Source organism: Streptomyces virginiae (assembly GCF_040638905.1).
GTDB classification, from domain to species: domain Bacteria; phylum Actinomycetota; class Actinomycetes; order Streptomycetales; family Streptomycetaceae; genus Streptomyces; species Streptomyces virginiae_B.
In genome coordinates this window covers 185,595-204,314 of record NZ_JBEZYV010000008.1, presented here as the reverse complement: position 1 = coordinate 204,314, position 18,720 = coordinate 185,595, and the positions used below count along the sequence as shown (strand labels likewise).

The 18,720-nt window shown below is 71.2% G+C and carries 19 protein-coding genes; 9 read left to right on the top strand and 10 right to left on the bottom strand.

The genetic code is table 11. From position 1 onward, the window contains the following. Positions 1-3: 3 nt before the first annotated feature. Complete coding sequence (locus AB0F82_RS14440) at positions 4-2,283, bottom strand: transglycosylase domain-containing protein (protein ID WP_362626988.1); 2,280 nt, start codon at positions 2,281-2,283, stop codon at positions 4-6. A 385-nt stretch (positions 2,284-2,668) separates the two neighbouring features. On the opposite strand from AB0F82_RS14440, the gene AB0F82_RS14435 reads away from it, so the two are divergent. Beyond that, entirely contained in the window at positions 2,669-3,019 is a 351-nt protein-coding gene (locus AB0F82_RS14435; RefSeq protein WP_030648100.1) for a WhiB family transcriptional regulator, read from the top strand. Between the two features lie 30 nt (positions 3,020-3,049). On the opposite strand, the gene AB0F82_RS14430 is transcribed toward AB0F82_RS14435, so the two are convergent. Both AB0F82_RS14430 and AB0F82_RS14425 read right to left on the bottom strand, forming a co-directional pair. Further along, complete coding sequence (locus tag AB0F82_RS14430; RefSeq protein WP_362626984.1) at positions 3,050-4,312, bottom strand: ArsA family ATPase; 1,263 nt, start codon at positions 4,310-4,312, stop codon at positions 3,050-3,052. After that, the gene (locus tag AB0F82_RS14425; protein ID WP_356810266.1) at positions 4,309-5,289 is read right to left on the bottom strand and encodes an ArsA family ATPase; all 981 of its coding nucleotides are present in this window, start codon (positions 5,287-5,289) and stop codon (positions 4,309-4,311) included. The genes AB0F82_RS14430 and AB0F82_RS14425 overlap by 4 nt, the downstream gene beginning before the upstream one ends. Before the next feature lie 72 nt (positions 5,290-5,361). On the opposite strand from AB0F82_RS14425, the gene AB0F82_RS14420 reads away from it, so the two are divergent. The 5 genes from AB0F82_RS14420 (at position 5,362) to AB0F82_RS14400 (ending at position 8,307) form a co-directional block, all read left to right on the top strand. Next, positions 5,362-5,523, top strand: a complete 162-nt coding sequence (locus AB0F82_RS14420; protein ID WP_007264966.1) for a DUF4177 domain-containing protein — start codon at positions 5,362-5,364, stop codon at positions 5,521-5,523. Next, positions 5,520-5,993 carry a RidA family protein gene (locus AB0F82_RS14415; protein WP_362626979.1) on the top strand — a complete coding sequence of 158 codons (474 nt, stop codon included), beginning with the start codon at positions 5,520-5,522 and terminating at the stop codon, positions 5,991-5,993. Before AB0F82_RS14420 ends, AB0F82_RS14415 begins: the two co-directional genes overlap by 4 nt. 270 nt (positions 5,994-6,263) lie before the next feature. Further along, complete coding sequence (locus AB0F82_RS14410) at positions 6,264-7,166, top strand: NUDIX hydrolase (protein WP_362626977.1); 903 nt, start codon at positions 6,264-6,266, stop codon at positions 7,164-7,166. Beyond that, positions 7,163-8,008, top strand: a complete 846-nt coding sequence (locus AB0F82_RS14405; RefSeq protein WP_356810263.1) for an MBL fold metallo-hydrolase — start codon at positions 7,163-7,165, stop codon at positions 8,006-8,008. Before AB0F82_RS14410 ends, AB0F82_RS14405 begins: the two co-directional genes overlap by 4 nt. After that, positions 8,005-8,307 (top strand): hypothetical protein, encoded by a 303-nt coding sequence (locus AB0F82_RS14400; RefSeq protein ID WP_356810262.1) that lies wholly within the window; start codon positions 8,005-8,007, stop codon positions 8,305-8,307. Before AB0F82_RS14405 ends, AB0F82_RS14400 begins: the two co-directional genes overlap by 4 nt. Here AB0F82_RS14400 and AB0F82_RS14395 read toward each other — a convergent pair. Together AB0F82_RS14395 and AB0F82_RS14390 are read right to left on the bottom strand one after the other, a co-directional pair. After that, positions 8,288-9,115, bottom strand: a complete 828-nt coding sequence (locus AB0F82_RS14395; protein ID WP_362626973.1) for a nucleotidyltransferase domain-containing protein — start codon at positions 9,113-9,115, stop codon at positions 8,288-8,290. The genes AB0F82_RS14400 and AB0F82_RS14395 overlap by 20 nt on opposite strands. Before the next feature lie 143 nt (positions 9,116-9,258). Next, positions 9,259-9,933 (bottom strand): Crp/Fnr family transcriptional regulator, encoded by a 675-nt coding sequence (locus AB0F82_RS14390; protein WP_003981529.1) that lies wholly within the window; start codon positions 9,931-9,933, stop codon positions 9,259-9,261. A gap of 249 nt (positions 9,934-10,182) precedes the next feature. Between AB0F82_RS14390 and nth the strand changes: the two genes are divergently transcribed. The 3 genes from nth (at position 10,183) to AB0F82_RS14375 (ending at position 13,116) form a co-directional block, all read left to right on the top strand. Further along, on the top strand, positions 10,183-11,079 hold the full coding sequence (gene nth / locus AB0F82_RS14385; protein WP_436842088.1) for an endonuclease III: 897 nt from the start codon (positions 10,183-10,185) through the stop codon (positions 11,077-11,079). A 98-nt stretch (positions 11,080-11,177) separates the two neighbouring features. After that, positions 11,178-11,900, top strand: a complete 723-nt coding sequence (locus AB0F82_RS14380; protein WP_356810259.1) for an NUDIX hydrolase — start codon at positions 11,178-11,180, stop codon at positions 11,898-11,900. Between the two features lie 13 nt (positions 11,901-11,913). Then, on the top strand, positions 11,914-13,116 hold the full coding sequence (locus AB0F82_RS14375) for a MarP family serine protease (protein ID WP_356810258.1): 1,203 nt from the start codon (positions 11,914-11,916) through the stop codon (positions 13,114-13,116). Positions 13,117-13,148: 32 nt separating this feature from the next. Here AB0F82_RS14375 and AB0F82_RS14370 read toward each other — a convergent pair whose 3' ends face one another. From AB0F82_RS14370 to acs, 5 genes are all read right to left on the bottom strand, one after another. Beyond that, complete coding sequence (locus AB0F82_RS14370) at positions 13,149-13,322, bottom strand: hypothetical protein (protein ID WP_199832158.1); 174 nt, start codon at positions 13,320-13,322, stop codon at positions 13,149-13,151. A gap of 126 nt (positions 13,323-13,448) precedes the next feature. Next, complete coding sequence (locus AB0F82_RS14365) at positions 13,449-14,408, bottom strand: alpha/beta fold hydrolase (protein WP_030648133.1); 960 nt, start codon at positions 14,406-14,408, stop codon at positions 13,449-13,451. Then, entirely contained in the window at positions 14,405-14,863 is a 459-nt protein-coding gene (locus AB0F82_RS14360; RefSeq protein ID WP_356810257.1) for a phage holin family protein, read from the bottom strand. The genes AB0F82_RS14365 and AB0F82_RS14360 overlap by 4 nt, the downstream gene beginning before the upstream one ends. A 100-nt stretch (positions 14,864-14,963) precedes the next feature. Further along, positions 14,964-16,397 carry a Na+/H+ antiporter NhaA gene (gene nhaA / locus AB0F82_RS14355; RefSeq protein ID WP_362626967.1) on the bottom strand — a complete coding sequence of 478 codons (1,434 nt, stop codon included), beginning with the start codon at positions 16,395-16,397 and terminating at the stop codon, positions 14,964-14,966. 235 nt (positions 16,398-16,632) lie between these two features. Beyond that, positions 16,633-18,630, bottom strand: a complete 1,998-nt coding sequence (acs, locus tag AB0F82_RS14350; protein WP_362626964.1) for an acetate--CoA ligase — start codon at positions 18,628-18,630, stop codon at positions 16,633-16,635. Between the last annotated feature and the right edge of the window lie 90 nt (positions 18,631-18,720).

Sequence of the window (18,720 nt, the reverse complement as noted above, 5' to 3'; positions counted from 1 at the left end):
CCGCTACTGGGCGTCGCGGCCGCCGATCACGGTGCCCGGGTCGATCGTGATTCCGGGGAAGGGGTTGTCCGGTTCGCCGGCGCCGCCGCCCGGGCCGCCGGTCTGGCCCGCGGTCTGACCGCCGGGCCGCCCGCCGGGCTTGCCGTCACCGCCGGGCTTGCCCGGGCGGCTCGGGTTGGTGGACGGCTTGTTGCCGCGGGAGCCGCCGGAGGGGACGCTCGGTTCGGCGATGTGGACCGTGGCGAAGCGCAGGGCCTCGCGGCCGGCCAGGGCCCCCGTGATCGCGTCCTTCCAGATCGGGCCGGGCAGGCCGCCGCCGAAGACCTTCTCGAAGGGCTTGCCGCCGATCACGATGTTCTCCATCGTGATCTTCTTCGCGCCGCCCGAGCCGACCCACACCGCGCCGGAGACGTTCGGGGTGTATCCCACGAACCAGGCGTTGTAGCGGGAGTCCGTCGTACCGGTCTTGCCCGCGCTGTCGCGGTCGGTCAGGCCGGCGCGCTCACCGGTACCGGAGTCGACCACACCGCTCAGCAGGGTGTTGATGGTGTCGGCGGTGTTCTGCGACATCGCCCGCTCGCACTTGCTCTTGGGCACCGCGAGCGCCTTGCCGTGGGCGTCGGTGATCGACTCGATGGCTACCGGAGTGCAGTAGACGCCCCGGTTGGCGAAGGCCGCGTAGGCGTTGGCCATGGTCAGCGGGGACATCTCCTCCGAGCCGAGCGCGATGGCGGGGCCGTCGGCCAGCTTCGCGCCGCTCGCCGGGACCACGCCGAGCTTCTGCGCCATCTCCGACACCGGGCACAGGCCGATCTCGGAGATCATCTCGACGAAGTAGGTGTTGATCGACTTCTCCATCGCCGTACGCAGCGCGTACGGGCCGACCTCGTCCTCGGTCTCGTTCTCCGCGGATTCCTTCTGGGTGTTGACGTACTGCGAGCCGTCGCAGCGGGAGATCGGGCTCGGGTAGTCCATCTTGTTCGGGGCCCCGTAGACCTTCGTCGGCGGCATGCCCCGTTCCAGGGCGGCGGCGGCGATGAACGGCTTGAAGGTCGAGCCGACCTGGAAGCCGAAGTTCGAGCCGCCCATCCGCTTGTCCACGGAGTAGTTGATCTGCGTCTCGTTCTTGCCGAAGCCGTACGGCTTGGACTGACCCATCGCCAGCACCCGTCCGGTGCCCGGCTGGACCATGGTCACAGCCGTCGCGATGGAGTCCTCCTGGTAGACGTGGTCCTTGATCGACTCGTTGGCGGCGTCCTGCGACTGCGGGTCCAGGGTCGTGCGTACGGTCAGGCCGCCCTTGTTCCAGAGCTTCGCCCGCTCCTCGCGCGTCTTGCCGAAGACCGGGTCGGTCAGGAAGGAGTTGCGCACGTAGTCGCAGAAGAAGCCCGAGCCCTTGACCGCCGTGATGCAGCCGTTCTTGGGCTTGGTGACCTTCAGGGTGACCGGCTTGGCCTTCGCGGCGTCGGCCTCCGCCTGGGAGACGTCCTTGGTGTCGGCCATCCGCTGGAGGACGACGTTGCGGCGCTTGGTCGCCTCCTGGTTGTCGTTCACCGGGTCGTAGCGGCTCGGCGACTGCACGACGCCCGCCAGCAGCGCGGACTCGTCCAGGGTGAGGTCCTTGGCCGGCTTGCTGAAGTAGCGCTGGGCCGCGGACTCGATGCCGTAGGCCTGCTGGCCGAAGTAGGTGATGTTGAGGTAGTTCTCGAGGATCTTCTTCTTTCCGAGCTCTTCCTCGACCTGGATCGAGTACTTCAGCTCGCGGATCTTGCGGCCGAGGCTCTTCTCCTGGGCCTCGCGCACCTTGGTCTCGTCGTCGCCGGCCTCTTCGACGAACACGTTCTTGACGTACTGCTGGGTGAGCGTGGACGCGCCCTGCGCCGCGCCGCCCTCCTGCGCGTTGCGGTTGACCGCGCGCAGGATGCCCTTGAGGTCGACCGCGCCGTGCTCGTAGAAACGCGAATCCTCGATCGCGACGATCGCCTTCTGCATGTACGGGGAGATCGACGTGAGCGGGACCACCTGCCGGTCGCGCGAATAGACGGTGGCGATCAAGCCACCCTCGGCGTCCAGAATCGTGGTCCGCTGGCTCAGCGGTGGAGTCTTGAGATTGGCCGGGATCTCGTCGAATCCCTCGACCGTGCCCTTGGCGGCCAGTCCCAGGGCGCCTGCAGCCGGAATCGCCATGCCCGCCAGCACGACTCCGGAGAGAACCGACACCCCGAGGAACTTGGCGGCCTGCTGACTCCCGGTGAGCCCGCCGCCCGAGCGCTTCTTTCCCATGGAGGGCAGCCTACGTTCTGATTCGCCGGACACACGCGAATGCCTTGGCCTAAGCTGTCCCCAACTGTCACAGCAGTCCGGTGCGACATCAACCCCTCGGCTTGATTTTCACCCTTCCCGAATGGGGTGGACTGATGTCCGAATCCCGCTGCCCCGGTGAACTGGATCCGCCGATTGCACCCGAATCGTCGGAATGGTCGGGCATGTCGCCGGATCACTCCGTCGGGTGATCTGCCGCTTACCCATAGTCCGTTCGGACCATTCAAGATTGGGCCCGTCGGGGGTGTTGCACTGTGCCCGCCTTCCGTAACGTCCTCAACTGGCAGCGGTGAATATGCCGCTACCGCCGTGGGGGAGCCTCGATTCGGGAGAGGACGGCGCCGGGATGGGCTGGGTTACCGACTGGAGTGCGCAGGCAGCCTGCCGCACTACCGATCCGGATGAACTGTTCGTTCAAGGAGCGGCACAGAACAGGGCCAAGGCGGTGTGCACCGGATGTCCGGTGCGGACCGAGTGCCTGGCCGACGCGCTCGACAATCGCGTCGAGTTCGGCGTGTGGGGCGGAATGACCGAGCGGGAACGACGTGCGCTGCTGCGCCGGCGTCCCACCGTCACCTCGTGGCGACGGCTGCTCGAAACCGCCCGCACGGAGTACGAGCGCAGCACCGGCATCCTGACCATGGATGCAGACGCGGAGATCGACGTTCCGTACGAGACGTACGCGGCAGCCGGGTAGACCACGCGGCCGCCACCCTCGTACGAACGCCTACGCTCCGGCCGGCACCCCGGCCGCGAGTCGTTCTCCGATGGCCCGCAGCCCGGCGAGGTCGTGCACATCGCCGGGCAGGGCGGCCACTTCGGCCACCGCCACCTCGGGGTGAAGCGAGGTGAATCGATCACGCGTGCGCTGCTCACGCGCGATCACCTGCATCCGTTCGGCGTGCAGGCGCAGCAGTCCTGCCGTGATCCGGTCGACGGCCGTGGTGTCGTCATCGGCGCCGGGGGGTTCGGCGGCCGTGTCACGAAGTCCAGCTTTCCCGGACTCCTGATCGACAATGCCGCCTTCTTCAAGATTCTCTGCGGCGGCCAACGCCCGTTCGGCGGACAGCTGGTCGGCGCCGCTGCCGTGCACCCGGTTGAGCACCAGACCGGCCAGCGGCATGCGCTCAGCGGCCAGCCGCTCCACGAAGTACGCCGCCTCGCGCAGGGCGTCCGGTTCGGGCGCGGCGACCACCAGGAAGGCCGTACCGGGTGCCTGGAGCAGCTGGAAGGTCGCGTCGGCGCGCGTGCGGAAGCCGCCGAACATCGTGTCCATCGCCGCCACGAAGGTCTGTACGTCCTTCAGCAGCGAAGCGCCCATCAGCTTGCTGAGGGTGCCGGTCATCATCGACATGCCGACATTCAGGAACTTCATCCCGGCCCGGCCGCCGACCTTCGCCGGAGCCATCAGCACCCGGATGAACTTCCCGTCCAGGAAGGACCCGAGGCGCTTCGGCGCGTCCAGGAAGTCCAGCGCCGACCGGCTCGGCGGGGTGTCCACGATGATCAGGTCCCAGTCGTCCCGGGCCCGCAGCTGCCCGAGCTTCTCCATCGCCATGTACTCCTGCGTGCCCGCGAAGCCGGCCGACAGCGACTGGTAGAAGGGGTTCGCGAGGATGGCCCGGGCGCGCTCGGAGTCCGCGTGCGCTTCGACGATCTCGTCGAAGGTGCGCTTCATGTCCAGCATCATGGCGTGCAGTTCGCCGCCTTCCCCGCCGGCGGTCGCGACCTTGCGCGGGGTGTTGTCCAGCGAGTCGATGCCCATCGACTGCGCGAGCCGCCGCGCCGGGTCGATGGTCAGCACGACCGCCTTCCGCCCGCGCGCGGCCGCCCGTACGCCCAGCGCCGCGGCCGTGGTGGTCTTGCCGACGCCGCCCGCACCGCAGCACACGATGATGCGGGTCTCGCGGTCGTCCAGCAGTCGGTCGACCGCCAGCCGTGGCGGAGTGTCCAGGCCCACCGTGTCCACTCCCTCGCGTCCCTCGCTCATTCGGCCACCGACTGCTTCCGGAGTTCCTTGGCCAGCGCGTACAGCCCTGCCAGGTCCATCCCCGCCCCCAACAGGGGCAGTTCGTACGTCGGCAGGTCCAGGCCCGCCAGTACGGCGCGCTGCGCGCGCTCCAGCTCCACCCGGCCCGCGTGCTCGGCGGCCTGCGCGAGCAGCGGCTCGACCAGCCGCTCGGCCAGTCCGCCGCGGCGCGCGCCGCCCAGGCCCGCCCGGGACAGCGCCTTCGCGACGCCGGCGCGGTGGTCCTCGGCCGCGGTGCGCAGGGTGTCCTCGTCGAGGTGGTGGGGGCGGACCATGTTGACGACGACGCGGCCGACGGGCAGCCCCGCCTCGCGCAGTTCCTCGATGCCGTCCGCGGTCTCCTGGACGGGCATCTCCTCCAGGAGGGTGACCAGGTGCACCGCCGTCTCGGGGGACTTGAGCACCTTCATGACGGCCTGCGCCTGGTTGTGGATCGGGCCGAACCGGGCCAGGCCCGCCACCTCGTCGTTGACGTTCAGGAACCGGGTGATCCGACCGGTCGGCGGCGCGTCCATGATCACGTGGTCGTAGACGTACCGGCCGGCCTTGTCCTTGCGGCGCACCGCCTCGCACGCCTTGCCGGTCAGCAGCACGTCGCGCAGCCCCGGGGCGATGGTCGTCGCGAAGTCGATGGCGCCGAGCTTCTTGAGCGCGCGTCCGGCCGAGCCGAGCTTGTAGAACATCTGGAGGTAGTCCAGCAGCGCCCGTTCGGCGTCGATGGCGAGCGCGAAGACCTCGCCCCCGCCGGGTGCCACCGCGATCTTCCGCTCCTCGTAGGGGAGCGCCTCGGCGCCGAAGAGCTGCGCGAGCCCCTGCCTGCCCTCGACCTCCACCAGAAGAGTCCGTCTGCCCTCGCGCGCGAGGGCAAGCGCGAGTGCCGCGGCGACCGTGGTCTTGCCGGTGCCGCCCTTGCCGCTGACCACCTGGAGCCTGCTCACATCGCCCGAGCCTAACCACTCGTCTCCCGGGGCGCGCATGAGCCCCGCATCTCAGGCACTACCCTCGCTCCCATGACCAAGAAGTTCGAATACGCGACGGTCCCGCTGCTGGTCCACGCCACCAAGCAGATCCTGGACACCTGGGGCGAGGACGGCTGGGAGCTCGTCCAGGTCGTGCCCGGCCCGAACAACCCCGAGCAGCTCGTGGCCTACCTCAAGCGGGAGAAGGCATGAGCGGCGTCGTCGACGCGAAGCTGGCCGAACTCGGCCTGACCCTGCCCGAGGTCGTCCCGCCGCTGGCCACGTACCAGCCGGCCGTGCGGTCGGGCGCCTACGTCTACACCGCGGGCCAGCTCCCGATGGTCAAGGGCAGCATGCCGGTCACCGGCAAGGTCGGTGCCGAGGTCTCGCCGGAGCAGGCCAAGGAACTGGCCGCCACCTGCGCGCTGAACGCCCTGGCCGCCGTCAAGTCGGTCGTCGGTGACCTCGACAAGATCGCGCGCGTCGTGAAGGTCGTCGGCTTCGTCGCCTCGGCCCCCGACTTCACGGGCCAGCCCGGCGTGCTGAACGGCGCGAGCGAGCTGCTGGGCGCCGTCCTCGGTGAGAAGGGCGTGCACGCCCGCAGCGCGGTCGGCGTGGCGGTCCTGCCGCTCGACGCGCCCGTCGAGATCGAGATCCAGGTCGAGCTGGTTCCCGGAGCCTGACCCCCGCGCGGGGGGCCCGATCGGGGCGCGGCGCCGCTTCCCGCGGCTGCCGCACCCGACCGGGGGCCGACCGGGGCGCCCCTGGGGTGCCGGAGCACCCGTAGGGCAGTCCGGGCACGTCCGGCGGTCCTCCTGCGTCCGCGGCGCGGGCCCGGTGCGGCGTCCGGCCCGTCCGGCCCGTCGCCCGGTCCGCCGCCCGGCCGCCCGGCGCGCGGCGGGTGCCGGCAGGGGGCCCTCGAACATCGGGCCGGATGGCCGTAGCATCCGGCCATGCCGAATGGTCAGCAGCAGCCCCCCGCCGGGGGCCAGTGGTACCCGCCCGAATGGCCCGACCGCATCCGCGCGCTCGCGGACGGCTCGCTCACCCCGGTGCCACCGCGACTCGCCGCCACCGTGATGCTCCTGCGCGACACCCCGGACGGCGGCCCCGTCGTCCACATGCTGCGCAGACGCACCTCCATGGCCTTCGCCGGCGGCGCGTACGCCTATCCGGGCGGTGGGGTCGACCCCCGCGACGAGGAGCACCACGTCGGCTGGGCGGGGCCCTCCCAGGCGGACTGGGCGGCCCGGCTCGGGACCGATCCCCGCACCGCCCAGGCCATCGTGTGCGGCGCCGTACGGGAGACCTTCGAGGAGGCGGGCGTCCTGCTCGCCGGCCCGGCCCCGGACACGGTCGTCGGCGACACCACCGGCGACGACTGGGAGGCGGACCGGCAGGCCCTCGTGGCGCGGGAGCTGTCCTTCGCGGACTTCCTCGACCGCCGCGGCCTGTGGCTGCGCTCCGACCTGCTCGGGGCGTGGGCGCGCTGGATCACCCCCGAGTTCGAGCCGCGCCGCTACGACACCTGGTTCTTCGTCGCCGCCCTCCCCGAGGGCCAGCGCACCCGCAACGCCTCCACCGAGGCCGACCGGACCGTCTGGATCCGCCCGGCCGACGCGGCCGACGGGTACGACAAGGGCGAGCTGCTGATGATGCCGCCCACCATCTCCACCCTGCGCTCCCTGGAGCCGTACGGGAGCGCCGCGGACGCGCTCACCGCGGCCGCCGCCCAGGACCTCGCCCCGGTGCTGGCCCGGGCCGCGCTGGAGGGCGGCGAGGTGGTGCTCAGCTGGCCGGGCCACGACGAGTTCACCAAGCGCGTCCGCCTCGGCCGTCCCGGAGGCCCCGCATGAGCGACGCCGTCGCACTGCCGGGACAGCCCCGCGGATTCGTCACCTCCGGGCCGGCGACCGCCCGCGCGGTGAACGTCCTGGCCCCCAACGCCTCCGCGATGACCCTGGACGGCACCAACACCTGGCTGGTGTCCGAGCCCGGCTCGGACCTCGCCGTCGTCATCGACCCCGGCCCGCTGGACGAGGCCCACCTGCGGGCGGTCGTCGCCACCGCCGAGGAGGCGGGAAAGCGGGTCGCGCTCACCCTGCTCACCCATGGCCACCCCGACCACGCGGAGGGCGCCGGCCGCTTCGCCGAGCTCACCGGTGCCAAGGTCCGCGCGCTGGACCCGGCCCTCCGGCTCGGCGACGAGGGCCTCGCGGCCGGGGACGTGATTCGGACCGGCGGGCTGGAGCTGCGCGTCGTCCCGACCCCCGGACACACCAGCGACTCGCTCTGCTTCCACCTGCCGGCCGACCGGGCGGTGCTGACCGGCGACACCATCCTCGGCCGCGGCACCACCGTGGTCGCGCACCCCGACGGCCGCCTCGGCGACTACCTGGACTCGCTGCGCCGCCTGCGCTCGCTCACCGTGGACGACGGGGTGCACACGGTCCTGCCGGGGCACGGGCCGGTCCTGGAGGACGCACAGGGCGCCGTCGAGTACTACCTCGCCCACCGGGCGCACCGGCTGGCGCAGGTCGAGACGGCCGTCGAGAACGGATTCACCACCGTCGAGGCGGTCGTCGCCCAGGTGTACGCGGACGTGGACCGCTCCCTGTGGCCGGCGGCGCAGTGGTCCGTACGGGCTCAGCTCGAGTACCTTCAAGATCACGGACTGATCCCCGGAGGGCCCGAATGAACACTGTGTTCCTGCTCGTGATGCTGTTGGGCACGGCCGGGTGGATCACCTCGACGGTGTCGCTGCGCGTGAAGAGCCTCCAGTTGCAGGCGGACCGGGCGGAGCGCCGCCTGGCGCTGCTGCTGGACCACCTGGGCATCGAGGAGCCGGAGCCGGCGGGCATGGACGAGGTGAGGGCGCTGATCCGAGAGGACCGGCTGATCTCGGCGATCAAGAGCTACCGCCGCATCACCGGCGCGGGCCTGGCGGAGGCCAAGCTGGCCGTCGAGGCCCTCGCCGTCACCGGGAAGAAGGACTAGGAGGCGTCCTGCGGCGCGTCTTCCTGCCGTGGCGCGCCGTGTACTCGTCCGCCAGCCACGGCCCGAGGTCCTCGACGTAACCGCGCGGCACGGCCGGGTCCTCGACCGGATCCAGGGCCACCGCGGCAGCGGCCCGCATCTGGGCGGCGCGCTCGGGGTAGTAGGTGCCGAAGACCTCCGCCGACTCGGTCAGATCGCTGGTCCAGCCGCCCCACCGCGGCATGACCAGGGTGAATCCGGTGCGCACCAGGCGCCGGGCGAAGAGGCGGCTCAGCCGCCGGTACTCCTCCGGGGCCGAGGCCTCCCGCAGCCTCGTGCGCCACGTGGGCAGGAGCGCGGCGAGGTCGCCGTTGGTCTCACGGGCGAGCAGGCTGTCGGGGCGGTAGCGCGGCAGGTGCTCCGCCAGGTCCGCGCCGAGCAGCGGGGTGCACAGGCAGGCGAGGAACCAGCCCAGGTCGAATCGTTCCTCCTCGCTCAGCACGGTGTCCTTGTCGTGGAGCAGGACGCCGACCCCGTCGATCTGCTCGAAGTCCTCGTCGACGCCGCGCGCGAGGACCTCGGCGGTGTCGCGGTCCTCGTCCGAGGGCGCGTGGTGCAGGACGAGCAGCAGGTCGAGGTCGGAGTGCCCGGGCAGGGCCGTCCCGCGCGGCACGGACCCGTACAGGTACGCGCTGTGCAGCCGTCGCCCGTACGCCTCGGCCGTGCGCTCGCGCGCGGCGGCCACGACCTCGCGGAACTCGCTCTGGACCTGCCCGAGGGAGCCCTCCCGCTCGAAGTACCCGTACGCGTCCAGACCCCTGTGCCCCATGCTTCCACTGTGCACAGGTCGGCCCCGTCGCCGTACGAGGCGCGGGGGCCCGGGGGACGCGGCCCCGCCTACGGAGCCTCGGCGGGCACGCAGAAGGGCCCTGCCCGGTGCGGACAGGACCCTTCTGACGGGTGCTGATGGTGTCAGCGGGAGCGCTTCGCGAGACGCTCCACGTCCAGCAGGATCACGGCACGCGCCTCCAGGCGGAGCCAGCCGCGGCCCGCGAAGTCGGCGAGCGCCTTGTTCACGGTCTCGCGCGAGGCGCCGACGAGCTGTGCGAGCTCTTCCTGCGTGAGGTCGTGCACCACGTGGATGCCCTCCTCCGACTGCACGCCGAAGCGGCGCGAGAGGTCGAGGAGCGCCCGGGCCACGCGGCCGGGAACGTCGGAGAAGACCAGGTCGGACATCTGGTCATTGGTCTTGCGCAGGCGCCGGGCGACGGCGCGCAGCAGCGCGGTCGCGACCTCGGGCCGGGCGTTGAGCCAGGGCTGGAGGTCGCCGTGGCCGAGGCCGAGCAGCTTGACCTCGGTCAGCGCGGTGGCGGTGGCGGTGCGCGGGCCCGGGTCGAAGAGCGACAGCTCACCGATCAGCTCGCCGGGGCCGAGGACGGCCAGCATGTTCTCGCGGCCGTCGGGGGAGGTGCGGTGCAGCTTCACCTTGCCCTCGGTCACGACATACAGCCGGTCGCCGGGGTCGCCCTCGTGGAACAGGGCGTCACCGCGTGCGAGGGTCACCTCGCCCATGGAGGCGCGGAGCTCCGCGGCCTGCTCGTCATCGAGCGCCGCGAAGAGCGGGGCGCGCCGCAGAACGTCGTCCACGAGTCTCTCTCCTATGTCGACCAGCTCAGGGGACCGCTCCCCATTTTGCCGGACGGCTCAAACAGTGCGATCAATCACAAGGATGCCGGACGGACGGGCGTGCTGTGCGGCGAGAGGCCAATCGGAGTGGTGTTACCTGAGGTCCGGGCGGGTGTCAGCGCCCGGCCTTAGGCTGGCCGGGTGTCCAATAAGCCGGTGAGAGCACAGGCCAAGGGGTCCGCAGGAGTGACGGACACCCAAAATTCAGCCGTGGGCGAACAAGCACCCTCGAAGGTGCCCCCGAAGGCCCTGACTGCCCCCCAGGGCAAAGTTTCGGCCAAGAAACCGAAGCCGGCCAGGCCGGAATCGCGCCTGGCCATGGTGCGCAGGGCGCGCCGCATCAACCGGGAGCTGGCCGAGACCTACCCGTACGCCCATCCGGAGCTCGACTTCCGCAATCCCTTCGAGCTCCTCGTCGCGACGGTGCTGTCCGCGCAGACCACCGACCTGCGGGTGAACCAGACGACCCCGGCCCTCTTCGCGGCCTATCCGACCCCCGAGGACATGGCCGCGGCCGTCCCCGAGGATCTGGAGGAGCTGATCCGCCCGACCGGGTTCTTCCGGATGAAGGCCAGGTCGCTGCTGGGCCTGTCGCGGGCGCTGCGGGACGACCACGGCGGGGAGGTGCCGGGCCGGCTGGAGGACCTGGTGAAGCTGCCGGGCGTCGGCCGCAAGACCGCCAACGTGGTCCTCGGCAACGCGTTCGGCGTTCCCGGGATCACGGTGGACACCCACTTCGGCCGGCTGGTGCGCCGCTGGAAGTGGACCGAGCAGGAGGACCCGGAGAAGGTCGAGGCGGAGATCTGTGCGATCTTCCCGAAGAGCGAGTGGACGATGCTCTCGCACCGGGTCGTCTTCCACGGCCGCCGCATCTGCCACGCCCGCAGGCCCGCCTGCGGGGCCTGCCCGATCGCCCCGCTCTGCCCGGCGTACGGGGAGGGCGAGACGGACCCGGAGAAGGCGAAGAAGCTGCTCAAGTACGAGAAGGGCGGCCAGCCGGGCCAGCGGCTGAGCCCGCCCCCGGACTACCCCGGCCTGCCGGCCCCGCCGTTGGGCGCGGGCGGCGCGCAGGAGCCGCAGGAGGCGCAGGAGGCGCAGGAGCCCTAGGGGCAACCCTGGGCGGGATCCCAGGAACGATTCGGTACCCGGACCGCGTTTGCGGTGTGGGAGACGCTGTTGACAGTAGAACGCGGACAGAGGTGCCTATGACGCGCGGTACACGGGATGAGGCCGGGGTCACTGCGGGAGTGCGCGCGGGGGGCGGCCCTGCCGTCACCACCGCCGGGCTGCCCGACTGGCTCGATCCCGTCGTCAAGGCCGTCCGGACCGTTGAGCCGCGGCAGCTGAGCCGGTTCCTGCCGCCCGAGGACGGCCGGGGGAGGCAGTCAGCCGTCCTCATCCTGTTCGGCGAGGGGGCCCGGGGCCCGGAGCTGCTGCTGATGGAGCGCGCCGGCACCCTGCGCTCGCACGCGGGCCAGCCGTCCTTCCCGGGCGGCGCGCTGGACCCTCAGGACGGGGATCCGCAGACCACCGGCCCGCTGCGGGCCGCGCTGCGCGAGGCCGAGGAAGAAACGGGACTTGATCCTTCCGGTGTCCAGCTCTTCGGGGTGCTGCCCCGGCTCTACATCCCGGTAAGCGAGTTCGTCGTCACCCCGGTCCTCGGCTGGTGGCACACCCCGAGCCCCGTCGGCGCCGTGGACCCGGCCGAGACCGCGCGGGTGTTCACGGTTCCGGTGGCCGATCTCACGGACCCCGAGCACCGGGTCACGACGGTCCACCCGCGGGGGCACCTGGGACCCGGGTTCACCGTCGAATCGGCCCTCGTCTGGGGTTTCACGGCCGGGGTGATCGACCGGATCCTGCACTTCGCGGGGTGGGAACGTCCGTGGGACCGATCACGCCAGGTCCCGCTCGACTGGCACGCATGAGACGGTGGCCCACGTGAACGTGCTGGACATCCTGTTGCTGCTCGCCGCCGTGTGGTTCGCGATCGTCGGCTACCGCCAGGGGTTCGTCGTCGGCATCCTGTCGGTGATCGGCTTCCTGGGCGGTGGCCTCGTCGCCGTTGCCCTGCTCCCGCTGATCTGGGACCGGGTGACGGACAACGGCACCCAGGTGTCCACCACGGTCGTCGTCATCGCCGTCGTGGCGATCATCATCTGCGCCTCGGTCGGCCAGGCGCTGACCACCCATCTCGGCGGCAAACTCCGCCGCCAGATCACCGCCAAGCCGGCGCGCGTCCTCGACGCCACCGGCGGGGCCCTTGTCAACGTGGTCGCGATGCTGCTCGTGGCCTGGCTGATCGGCTCGGCGCTCGCCGGGACCTCACTGCCCACACTGGGCAAGGAGGTCCGCAACTCCAAGGTGCTCCTGGGCGTTTCGCGCGTGCTGCCGGACCAGGCGAACAACTGGTTCTCGGACTTCAGCTCCACCCTCGCGCGCAACGGTTTCCCGCAGGTGTTCAGCCCGTTCTCCAACGAGCCCATCACCGAGGTGAGGGCGCCCGACCCGGCGCTCGCCACCAGCCCCGTCGCGGACGTGGCCAAGCGCTCCATCGTGAAGGTCGTCGGCACGGCGCCCAGCTGCAGCAAGGTGCTGGAGGGCACGGGCTTCGTCTTCGCGCCCGGCAAGGTCATGACCAACGCGCACGTCGTCGGCGGCGTCGGCGAGCCGACCGTGCAAATCGGCGGCGAGGGCAAGCTGTACGACGGCAAGGTCGTGCTCTACGACTGGGAGCGGGACATCGCCGTCCTGGACGTGCCCAAGCTGAAGGCGCCGCCGCTGGAGTTCACCGACAAGGACGCGGCGAGCGGCAGCGACGCGATCGTCGCCGGCTTCCCGGAGAACGGCGCGTACGACGTCCGCCCGGCCCGCGTCCGCGGCCGGATCAATGCCAACGGACCGGACATCTACCACCGCGGTACTGTCCGACGGGACGTCTACTCGCTCTTCGCGACGGTTCGCCAGGGCAACTCCGGCGGCCCGCTGCTGACGCCCGACGGCAAGGTGTACGGGGTGGTGTTCGCCAAGTCCCTCGACGACCCGAACACCGGTTACGCGCTGACCGTGGACGAGATCCGCGACGACATCGAATACGGCCGGACCGCCGAGCGCCGGGTCGAGAGCCAGGGCTGCGCCCTCTGACGCGGCACCCCCGCAGCGCCCCCGCCGGGCCCCTACGTCCGTGGATGCCGCAGGCGTGCGGAGACCCAGCGGGCGCGGCGGCGCAGGATGCGGGGGATGCCCAGGTGCGGGTCGTGGCCGTGCCGGCCGGCCCTCTCGTGCGTGCCCGGCGTAGCTGCCGAGCGGCGTTCGTGCGCGGTGTCACCGTAGTCGTGCGTCCAGCTCATACTCCGAGCTGTGCCCGGGCCCCAAGGTCCGTAATCCCTCGCGGGGCGGCCAATTGGCCTATGCGCCGGGCATTTGAATGCCCGTAGGACGAACGGACGAGTGAACTGCCGTTCGTGCGTGGGAGGTCAGCGGTCCGGCTCGGGGTCCTTCAGCCAGTTCACCAGCTCGGTCGAGAAGGCGACGGGGTCCTCCTCGTGCGGGAAGTGCCCGAGTCCGTCGAACAGCCGCCACCGGTACGGGGCTTCGACGTACTCGCCGGATCCGGCGGCGCTGCGGGTGCGCATCACCGGGTCGAGCGAACCGTGCAGGTGCAGCGTGGGCACCCGTACCGGCCGCTTCATGCGCCGGTTGAACTGGAGCCCGTCGGGCCGGGCCATCGACCGCATCATCCAGCGGTACGGCTCGATCGAGCAGTGCGCGGTGGACGGGATGCACATGGCCCGCCGGTACACGGCGAGGTCCTCCTCCTCGGGAGGCCGCGGCCCCGACCAGTCGCGGATCAGGTCACCCACGAGGGCACCGCCGTCGGCGACGAGCTGCCGCTCGGGCACGAACGGCCGCTGGAAGCCCCAGATGTGCGAACTCGCCCGGGTCTGACCGAAGTCCGACAGCATCGCCGAGCGCCACCGCCGGGGGTGCGGCATGGAGGAGACGACGAGCCGGCGGACCAGCTTGGGCCGCATCACGGCCGCCGTCCAGGCGAGGTACCCGCCCAGGTCGTGCCCGACGAGCGCGGCGTCCGGCTCGCCGAGGGACCGTACGACGCCGGTGATGTCGAGCGCCAGGTTGGCGGGGTCGTAGCCGCGCGGGGTGCGGTCGCTGCCGCCGACCCCGCGCAGGTCCATCGCGACGGCCCGGTACCCGGCGTCGGCGAGCGCGGTCAGCTGGTGGCGCCAGGTCCACCAGAACTGCGGGAAGCCGTGGAGCAGCAGCACCAGCGGTCCGTCACCGAGCTCGGCGACGTGGAAGCGCGCGCCGTTGGCGGCCACGTCCCGGTGCGTCACCGCTTCCCCGCCGGGGAGGTCGAGCCGCACCGCCGTGGCAGCGGTGGGCGGAATGCTGGGGTCCGGCGTGGGCGCTGTCATGAGGACGAGCGTGCCACACCCACAGCCTTGTCACTCACCGGCCGCGGGTGCGGCTTGACGGTCCCGACCAGTGCGGCGGTCTGCTTGACCGAGGCGATGGACTTCTCCGGCGGCTTGACCTTCTTGAACTTCCGTACGGAGATCAGCGTGAGGATGCCCGCGATCAGCAGGAACGCGCCGCCGACGATCAGGAAGGACCAGGCGAGGCCGAGTCCCAGGTTGTGGATCCCGTACGCCGCGGCGAAGGTCAGCACCGGGAGGGAGAAGACCGCGAACACTCCCGCGGCGCCGAGGGAGGCGGATCCGCTGCCCACGCGCTTGGCGTCCTCGCGGAGTTCCGCCTTGGCCAGGGCGATCTCGTCGTGAACCAGGGCGGACATCTCGGCGGTGGCCGAGGCGACCAGCTGGCCGAGTGTGCGCTCGGCTCCCTGCGCCTCTTGGTCCACTGCGCTCATCGCTCTCTCCCTCTGTCGTCTGCTGCCGGGCGGCTGCCCCCGCGGCCATCGCCCGGCCGGCGTGCGGCTGTTCCGCGTCGGTCCTGCGTCGTCACTCAGATCATGCCGGACGGTCGGCCTCGGTGGTGGACCCGGCTGCGGTTTGGAGCGCGGCGGCGGCCGCCTCCTCCGCCTTGCGGCGGTGTTCCGCCGCCCGGTCCTCGTAGATCTTCGCCATCCGCAGGTGGTACTCGGGCTTGTCCTCCTCGTAGATGTCCGGAATGCCGTCGTGGTCCTCGTCGCGCTCCTCGGCCTCGGTGAGCGCCCGGTAGCGGCGGTTGCGGAGCTTGAGCAGGACGCACGCGATCACGGCGGCGATGAGGGAGCCGATCAGGACGGCGGCCTTGACCTCGTCGGTGAGCGTCTCGTCGCCCGCGAAGGCGAGCTCGCCGATGAGGAGGGAGACGGTGAAGCCGATACCGGCGAGCGTGGACACGGCGAGCACGTCGGGCCAGGCCAGGTCCTCGTTCAGCTCGGCCCTGGTGAAGCGGGCGGCCAGCCAGGTGCCGCCGAAGATGCCCGCGGTCTTGCCGACGACGAGGCCGAGGACCACGCCGAGGGTCTCGGGGCGGGTGAAGACCTGCGCGATGGCCTCGTCGGAGAGGGAGACCCCGGCGGAGAAGAGCGCGAAGAGGGGTACGGCGAGACCGGCGGAGACGGGCCGGACGAGGTGCTCGATGTGTTCGCCGGGTGAGGTCCGCTCGCCTTCCGCGCGGGTGCAGCGGAGCATCAGGCCCATGGCGACGCCGGCGATGGTGGCGTGGACCCCGCTGTTGTACATCAGTCCCCAGATGACCAGGGCGAGCGGGACGTAGACGTACCAGCCGCGGACACCGCGGCGCAGCAGGAACCAGAAGAGGGCCAGTCCCACGATTGCGCCGCCGAGTGCCAGGAAGTCGATCTCGCTGGTGAAGAACACCGCGATGATCATGATGGCGAAGAGGTCGTCGACGACGGCGAGGGTCAGCAGGAAGGCGCGCAGGGCCGAGGGCAGGGAGGTGCCGATGACGGCGAGGACGGCGAGCGCGAAGGCGATGTCGGTGGCCGTGGGGACGGCCCAGCCGTCCATCGATCCGTTGCCGGTGACGTTGACCAGCGCGTAGACGAGCGCGGGCACGGCCATGCCGCAGAGGGCGGCGATCACCGGGAGCGCGGCGGCCTTGGGATCGCGCAGGTCGCCCGCGACGAGCTCGCGCTTGAGCTCGATGCCGGCGACGAAGAAGAAGATGGCGAGGAGCCCGTCGGCCGCCCAGTGCTGCAGCGAGAGGTCCAGGCCGAGGGCGGCGGGGCCGAAGTGGAAGGACCCGACTCTCGCGTAGCTGTCCGAGACCGCGGGGATGTTGGCCCACAGCAGCGCGGCGATCGCGGCCACGAGCAGCAGGACGCCGCCCACCGTCTCGGCGCGCAGGGCATCTGCGATGTAGCGGCTCTCGGGCAGGGAGAGGCGGCCGAGGAGCTTGCGGCTCTTGTGGTCGGTGGGGCTGGGCGCGGCCACGAGGGGCACCTCCGGGGGCTGTTGGACGGCATGGCGAACTCGTTGCCGACCAGACTTCCCGGCGCACCCTGAGGTCTTTCTTTATGCTTTCAATATTTTACAGGGCGTACGCGAGGGCAGATCCGGCGATCATCACTTTATGCGCGAAAGGGGCACCCGGCGCGTGTCGCGCCGGGTGCCCCTTCCCGTGTGTCGCCGAGGTGGCCGGCTGGCCGAGACGGCCGGTGCCGACGTGTCAGTCCTCGCTGCCGGCCGCCGGGAGCTTCCTCTGGATCAGGTCCATGACCGAGGAGTCGGCCAGCGTGGTGACGTCGCCGACCGCGCGGTTCTCCGCGACGTCGCGGAGCAGACGGCGCATGATCTTGCCCGAGCGGGTCTTCGGCAGCTCCTGCACCGGCAGGATCCGCTTGGGCTTGGCGATCGGGCCGAGCGTGCTGCCCACGTGGTTGCGCAGGTCCGCGACCAGGCCCTCGGTCTCGGAGGCGCTGCCGCGCAGGATGACGAACGCCACGATGGCCTGGCCGGTGGTCTCGTCGGCGGCGCCGACCACGGCCGCCTCGGCGACCGACGGGTGCGAGACGAGGGCCGACTCCACCTCGGTGGTCGAGATGTTGTGGCCGGACACCAGCATCACGTCGTCCACCCGGCCCAGCAGCCAGATGTCGCCGTCGTCGTCCTTCTTCGCGCCGTCGCCCGCGAAGTACTTGCCCTCGAAGCGAGACCAGTAGGTGTCGATGAAGCGCTGGTCGTCACCCCAGATGGTGCGCAGCATCGAGGGCCACGGCTCGGTGAGGACCAGGTAGCCGCCCCCGCCGTTCGGGACCTCGTGCGCCTCGTCGTCCACGACGGTGGCGGCGATCCCGGGCAGGGCGCGCTGGGCGGAGCCCGGCTTGGTGTGGGTGACGCCCGGCAGCGGGGAGATCATCATCGCGCCGGTCTCGGTCTGCCACCAGGTGTCCACGATCGGGCAGCGGTCGCCGCCGATGTGCTTGCGGTACCAGACCCAGGCCTCGGGGTTGATCGGCTCTCCGACCGAGCCCAGGACGCGCAGGCTCGACAGGTCGAACTTCGCGGGGATGTCGTCGCCCCACTTCATGAACGTGCGGATGGCCGTGGGCGCCGTGTACAGGATCGTGACGCCGTACTTCTGCACGACCTCCCAGAAGCGGCCCTGGTGCGGGGTGTCCGGCGTACCCTCGTACATCACCTGCGTGGCGCCGTTCGCGAGCGGCCCGTAGACGATGTAGGAGTGCCCGGTCACCCAGCCGATGTCGGCCGTGCACCAGTAGACGTCGCTCTCCGGCTTCAGGTCGAAGACCGCGTGGTGGGTGTACGCCGCCTGGGTGAGGTAGCCGCCGGAGGTGTGCAGGATGCCCTTCGGCTTACCCGTCGTCCCCGAGGTGTAGAGGATGAACAGCGGGTGCTCGGCGTCGAAGGCCTGCGGGGTGTGCTCGGCGGACTGGCGGCCGACCACCTCGTGCCACCAGACGTCGCGGCCCTCGGTGAATGCGGTGTCCTGGCCGGTGCGGCGTACGACGAGCACGTGCTCGACCTGCGGGCACTTGGCAACGGCCTCGTCGATGGCGGGCTTCAGGGCGCTGGGCTTGCCGCGGCGGTAGCCGCCGTCGGCGGTGATGACCAGCTTGGCGTCGGCGTCCTGGATGCGGGAGGCGACGGCGTCGGCGGAGAACCCGCCGAAGACCACGGAGTGCGCGGCGCCGATGCGGGCGCACGCGAGCATGGCGACGACCGCCTCGGGGATCATCGGGAGGTAGACGGCGACGCGGTCGCCGGCCTCGACGCCCAGCTCGGTGAGGGCGTTGGCGGCCCTGGAGACCTCGTCCTTGAGCTCGGTGTAGGTGATCGCGCGGCTGTCACCGGGCTCGCCCTCGAAGTGGATGGCCACGCGGTCGCCGTTGCCGGCCTCGACGTGGCGGTCCACGCAGTTGTACGCGACGTTCAGCCGGCCGTCGGCGAACCACTTCGCGAAGGGCGGGTTCGTCCAGTCGAGCGTCTCGGCCGGCTCGGTGGCCCAGGTCAGCCGCCGGGCCTGCTCGGCCCAGAAGCCCAGCCGGTCCGCGTCGGCCTGTGCGTACGCAGCCTCTTTCACATTGGCGGCGGCGGCCAGATCGGCGGGCGGTGCGAACCGCCGCTCCTCCTTGAGCAGATTGGCCAGGCTCTCATTGCTCACGACATCTCCCTTTCCCAGGGTGTCCGTTGTGTCCCCGGGCATAGCTCATCAGTCTGCGGCCCGGGTGACAAGGGGTAGCCGTAAATTGGTTTAGACCTATATCACGCAGACGGCCCGCACGAGAACGGCGTG